Annotated in this window: 4 protein-coding genes; 1 reads left to right on the top strand and 3 read right to left on the bottom strand. The window is 72.5% G+C overall.

Features of this window, described 5'->3' with window-relative positions; all coding sequences use genetic code 11:
* The 3 genes from moaC to LLS1_RS06225 all read right to left on the bottom strand — a co-directional run.
* Positions 1-615 (bottom strand): cyclic pyranopterin monophosphate synthase MoaC (moaC, locus tag LLS1_RS06235; RefSeq protein ID WP_308443796.1); only part of this gene is annotated, 615 nt, incomplete at its 3' end.
* Entirely contained in the window at positions 612-1,817 is a 1,206-nt protein-coding gene (glp, locus tag LLS1_RS06230) for a gephyrin-like molybdotransferase Glp (RefSeq protein ID WP_226654026.1), read from the bottom strand. The genes moaC and glp, both read right to left, overlap by 4 nt.
* A gap of 35 nt (positions 1,818-1,852) precedes the next feature.
* Positions 1,853-3,382, bottom strand: a complete 1,530-nt coding sequence (locus tag LLS1_RS06225) for a molybdopterin-dependent oxidoreductase (protein WP_374758241.1) — start codon at positions 3,380-3,382, stop codon at positions 1,853-1,855.
* 73 nt (positions 3,383-3,455) lie between these two features.
* Here LLS1_RS06225 and LLS1_RS06220 point away from each other — a divergent pair, with 73 nt between their 5' ends.
* Positions 3,456-6,026 carry an RNA helicase gene (locus tag LLS1_RS06220; protein ID WP_226654025.1) on the top strand — a complete coding sequence of 857 codons (2,571 nt, stop codon included), beginning with the start codon at positions 3,456-3,458 and terminating at the stop codon, positions 6,024-6,026.
* Positions 6,027-6,056 lie beyond the last annotated feature (30 nt).

Genomic DNA, 6,056 nt, shown 5'->3' with positions numbered 1-6,056 from the left:
CCGGGGGGGGGCGCCCGCCGTCCCGGCGGCCGCCCGGGTCGAGGCGACGACGACGATGGCGGACGCCGGGGGAGCGGACGTGGCCGCGTCGTGCGCCACACGGTCCGCGGCGTCCGCGGACGGCGCGGCGCCGGCCTCTCCCGGGCGTCGCCACTCGCCGCGCTTGCCGCCGCTCTTCGCGACGACGCGCACCTCGGTGAGGACGGCAGCGGGATCCACGGCCTTGACCATGTCGTGCAGGGTGAGCCCGGCCACGGCGACGGCCGTGAGCGCCTCCATCTCCACTCCCGTGCGCCCGCGGGTGCGCGCCACGGCCTCGATGGCGACGGACCCGTCCTCGCGGTCGAGGGCGAAGTCGACGCGCACCGAGCTCAGCGGGAGGGGATGGCACAGGGGGATGAGGTCGCTGGTGCGCTTCGCGCCCGCGATCCCGGCGATGCGGGCGGTGGCGAGCACATCGGCCTTGGGGAGGTCGTCGGCGGCGATCGCCGCGACCACGGCCCGCGTGGTGCGGAGCAGACCGCGCGCGACCGCTTCGCGATCGGTCTCGGCTTTGCCGCCCACGTCGACCATGCGTGCGCGTCCGTCGGCATCCAGGTGACTGAACTCGGTCATAGGGTCCAGACTGTCACGTCGGCTCCGGCCCGCAGCGACTCCACGTCGGCGGGAACGTCGATCAGCACATCGGCGCGGGCCATCGCCGCGACGAGGTGGGAGCCCGGTCCCGAGACGGGCGCCACGACCCCGTCCGCCCACCGCCCGCGCAGGAACTGGCGCTTGCCGGGAACCGAGTGCACGGCGTCGGCCAGGCGGGCGCGCTCCGGACCGATCGGCGGCAATCCGGCCGCATCGCGCAGCGGCCCGCGCAGGAACACCACGAACGACACCTGCGTGCTCACCGGGTTGCCGGGGAAGCAGAGCACCGGAACGCCGTCCACCACGGCGGTCGCCTGCGGTCCGCCCGGCTGCATCGCCACGGTGGTGACGACCGCGCCACGCGGCTCGAGCACCTCCCTGACGACTTCGTAGGCTCCGCGCGAGATTCCACCGGATGTGACGACGAGATCGCTGTCCGCGACGGCACGGTCGAGCAGCCGAGCGAACGTGGCGGGGTCGTCGTCGCTCGCCTCCTGCGATGACACCACCGCACCTGCCTCTTCGACCAGCGCGGCCAGGGCGATGCCGTTGGCGTCGAAGATCCGGCCGAACGCGGCCGGGCCGCCGTCGGTCACCAGCTCGGAGCCCGTGGTCAGGATGCCCACCCGCAGCCGCGACCGCACCGGCACACTCCGCACCCCGGCGGCGGCGAGGGCGGCCAGGTGGCGGGGTGCGAGGAGGGTTCCCGCGGGCACCAGCACCTCGCCGCGGCGCAGGTCGCTGCCCCGCTCGCGCACGTACTCACCGGGACGGCGCGGTCGGCGGATCTCCACGACGGCGCCGCGGAGGTCGTCGTCGCGACCGAGCACGAGCTCGGTGTCCTCGACGGGCACGACCGCGTCGGCGCCGTCGGGCATCGGCGCGCCCGTCATGATGCGGATGGCCGTCCCGGAGACGTGGCGCACGGCGACGACATGTCCGGCGGGGATGTCTCCGGCGACCTCGAGGGCCACCGGCGTCCGCTCGACATCGGCCGCCCGAACGGCGAAGCCGTCCATCTGCGCGTTGCGGAACAGAGGAAGATCGACCCCGGAGCGAACGTCGGACGCGGTGATGCGGCCCCGTGCCTCCGCCACCGGCACCGCGTCGATGGCGGGTCCGGCCGCCCGGGCGAGCAGCCTCGCGACGGTTGCGGCGTGCTCGTCCACTGTCGGGCTCATGGCTCCCAGTATCGCGCCTCGTCGCCGGAGGCGGGTCAGGCGACCGTGACGGTGATGCTGTGCAGGCCCGTCGCGCCGTCCGGGACGACGTCCTGCCGCTTCGCCGTCTGGACCGTCCCCCGGGCATCGGTGGCGCGCACCGTCAGGGTATGGGTGCCCCGTTCGGCCGCCCACTCGTACTTCCACTGCCGCCAGGTGTCGATGGAGATGGCGTCGGCGAGTTGCGCAGGGGCCCAGTCGCCGTCGTCCACGCGCACCTCGACGGCACTCACGCCGACGTGCTGCGACCAGGCGACGCCGGCGACGGCCACGGTCCCCGCCTTCACCTGGCGTCCCTCCGCAGGGACGTCGATGCGGGACGACAGCTTGACGGGGCCGCGCTCGGACCATCCCCGATCCGTCCAGTAGGAGGTGACGGCGTCGAATCGGGTGACCTGCAGTTCCACCACCCACTTCGTCGCCGAGACGTAGCCGTAGAGGCCGGGGACGACCATGCGCACCGGGTAGCCGTGCTCGAGCGGGAGCGGCTGGCCGTTCATCCCGACCGCCAGGATGGCCGCTCGATCGTCGGTGAGCGCCTCGATCGGCGTGCTCGCCGTCCAGCCGTCCTGGCTGCGCGAGAGCACCATGTCCGCCCGCGCGGTCGGAGCGGCGCGGGCGAGCAGATGCCGGATCGGGTAGCCCAACCACCGCGCGTTGCCGATGAGGTCGCCCCCGACCTCGTTCGAGACGCAGGTGAGGGTGGTCACCGACTCCTCCAGCGGCAGCGCCAGGAGCTCGGCGTACGTCAGCTCCACCTCGTGCTCCACCATCCCCGTGATGCGCAGCCGCCAGTCCTGCGGCTGGACCCCGGGAATCTGGAGTGCGGTGTCGATCCGGTAGAAGTCCGCGGCGGACGTGACGATGGGGGACAGGCCCGGGACCGCGAACGACGCTCCCGCCGGGATCGGCGGCGCGGCCGTCGCGGGCGCCGGGAGGTGGAAGGCCGCCCGGGCCGCCGCGGCCGCCCGGTATCCCGTCGCCACGATCTGGCCTGCCAGGACGCCGATCGCTCCCGCCACGGCCGTGCCGGACGCCGCCAGAACGAACCGCCGCCTGGTCACCGCGCCGCGCGGCGCCACCCTGGTCGGTTCGGTGCCGCGCAGCAGCCGGATCAGCCACGCGAGGATCAGCACGCCCACGAGCCCCGCGAGGACCGAGGGGACGGCATCCACGATCCCCGCACCGGACCGGGTCAGGGCGGCCAGCACACCGACTCCTGCGCCGACCGCCACGAGGACCCGCCCGAACGGCGGACGACGCAGCTCCAGCCAACCGGCGAGCGCACCACCGACCAGGACCAGCAGGGCGAGCAGTGCGACCAGGAACACCTTGTCGCCCGTGCCGAACAGGCCGATCACGGCCTCCTTGACCCACGCGGGCGCCAGGTCGATCACCAGCGACCCGACAACGAGCACCGGGCTGCCGTCCTGCACCACGAAGGCGCTCACCAGCTCGGCGGCCCCGACGCCGCCGACGACGCTCGCGAGACCGGCCAGGGAGGCACGCGCGCGCATCGACATCATGATCGAAGCGTAGGGGCGCCGGCTGTGCGCCGGAAGAGAAGCCGGCGCGCGGCATGAGAGCCTTGGAGTCATCATGACGTCTCCTGCACCCGTCCGGCTCCGCGTCGACGACATCCCCGGGCACACCGGGCCCGGCACCGCCGACGAGGACGCCGTCTACGACACGTTCGTCTCCTGGGCGGAAGCCGGCGGCATCTCCCTCTACCCGGCGCAGGACGAGTCCGTCATCGAGATCGTCGCCGGCGCGAACCTGATCCTCAGCACGCCGACGGGCACCGGCAAGTCCCTCGTCGCCGTCGCCGCCCACTTCGCCGCACTCGCCCGGGGGGAGCGCAGCTACTACACCGCGCCGATAAAGGCGCTCGTCTCGGAGAAGTTCTTCGCCCTGGTCGACATCTTCGGCGCCGAGAACGTCGGGATGATGACGGGCGACTCCGCCGTCAACGCCGACGCCCCGATCATCTGCTGCACCGCCGAGATCCTCGCCAACCTCGCCCTCCGGCACGGGGACGAGACACCCGCCGGCCAGGTCGTGATGGACGAGTTCCACTTCTACGCGGATCCCGACCGCGGGTGGGCCTGGCAGGTGCCCCTCCTCACGCTCCCGCACACCCAGTTCGTGCTCATGTCGGCGACCCTGGGCGACGTGACCGCGCTCGCCGCGGACCTGACGCGCCGCACCGGCCGCGACACGGCGACGGTCACCGGCGTCGAGCGGCCCGTGCCGTTGCACTACTTCTACGAGCTCTCGCCCATCCACGAGACCATCGACGACCTCCTGCACACCGGGCAGGCGCCGATCTACGTCGTCCACTTCTCGCAGCTCGCGGCGCTCGAACGCGCGCAGTCGCTCTCGAGCGCCAAGATCGCCGACCGCGAGCAGCGCGACCGCATCGCGGAGCTCATCGGAGACTTCCGCTTCACGACCGCCTTCGGCAAGACCCTCTCCCGGCTCCTGCGCCAGGGCATCGGCGTGCACCACGCGGGCATGCTCCCCAAGTACCGTCGGCTGGTCGAGCAGCTCGCGCAGCGCGGGCTCCTGCGCGTGATCTGCGGCACCGACACCCTCGGCGTCGGGATCAATGTGCCGATCCGCACCGTGCTGCTCACCGCGCTGACGAAGTTCGACGGAACGCGGATGCGGCAGCTCAACGCCCGCGAGTTCCACCAGATCGCGGGCCGCGCCGGTCGCGCGGGCTTCGACACGGCCGGCACCGTCGTCGCGCAGGCGCCCGAGCACGAGAGCGAGAACCTCAAGGCGATCGAGAAAGCGGGCGACGACCCGAAGAAGCGGCGCAAGATCGTCCGGAAGAAGGCCCCGGACGGCTTCGTGTCGTGGGGCGAGCCGTCGTTCCGCAAGCTGATCGAGGCGGAGCCCGAGACGCTCGCCTCGTCGATGCAGATCACCAGCGCCATGCTGATCAACGTCATCGGCCGCGGCGGGGACGTCTACGGGCATGTGCGCGCACTCGTGTTCGACAACCACGAACCCTGGAAGCGGCAGCTCGCCCTGGCCCGGCGGGCGATCGAGCTGTACCGCTCCCTCCTGACCGCCGGAGTGATCGAGAACGTGGCAGGCGAGATCCGGCTCACGGTCGACCTGCAGCCCAACTTCGCCCTCAACCAGCCGCTCTCTCCGTTCGCGCTCGCCGCGTTCGAGCTCTTCGACGCCGCGTCGCCGCAGTTCGCTCTCGACATCGTCTCGGTCGTGGAGGCGACGCTGGACGATCCGCGTCCGGTGCTCTCGGCGCAGCAGTTCCAGGCGCGCGGGGAGGCGGTCGCCGCGATGAAGGCCGAGGGAATCGAGTACGACGAGCGCATGGAGGCGCTCGAGCAGGTCACGCATCCGAAGCCGCATGCGGAGCTGCTCGAGGACGCCTTCGCGACCTACGCGTCCAGCCAGCCCTGGGTGGCCGACTTCGAGCTGAGCCCCAAGTCCGTCGTGCGGGACCTCTACGAGCGCGCCATGACGTTCGGCGAGTTCATCGCGTTCTACAAGCTCGCACGCTCGGAGGGCGTCGTGCTCCGCTACCTCTCCGATGCGTACCGTGCGCTCGGGCAGACCGTGCCGCTCGACCTGCGCACGGAGGAGCTGCGCGACATCATCGAGTGGCTCGGCGAGCTGGTGCGGCAGGTGGACTCCAGCCTGCTGGACGAGTGGGAGGAGCTCGTGCACCCCGACGCCGCCCGCCATGCCGCCGAGGCCGGCGCACTCGCACCGCCCGCGCCGCGCACCGTCACCACCAACCGGCGCGCCTTCTTCGTCCTCGTGCGCAATGAGCTGTTCCGGCGCGTGCAGCTGGCCGCCCTCGACCGGGTGCCGGAACTCGGGGTGCTGGAGGCCGAGGCCGCCGCACTGGCGGAGTCCGCCGCCCCCTCCTTCACGGAACAGGAGTGGGATGCCGCGCTCGAGGACTACTACGCGGAGCACGACGAGATCCTGACGGACGCGGCCGCGCGCTCCGGCGCGATGATCGTGGTGGACGAGTCGACCGCCGCCGCAGAGGGTGTCTGGCGGGTGCGTCAGATCCTGTCCGACCCGGCCGGGGACCACGACTGGGGGATCAGCGCCGACGTGCTGCTGGAGGCGTCCGCGCGGGCCGGGGTGGCCGTCCTCCGTGTCACCGCGGTGGGGCGTCTCTGACGATTTTGACGCCGGACCGCAGGCGTGTGA

This window comes from Leifsonia sp. LS1 (assembly GCF_020521355.1).
Lineage (GTDB): Bacteria > Actinomycetota > Actinomycetes > Actinomycetales > Microbacteriaceae > Leifsonia.
This window is presented reverse-complemented; position numbering and strand designations above follow the sequence as displayed.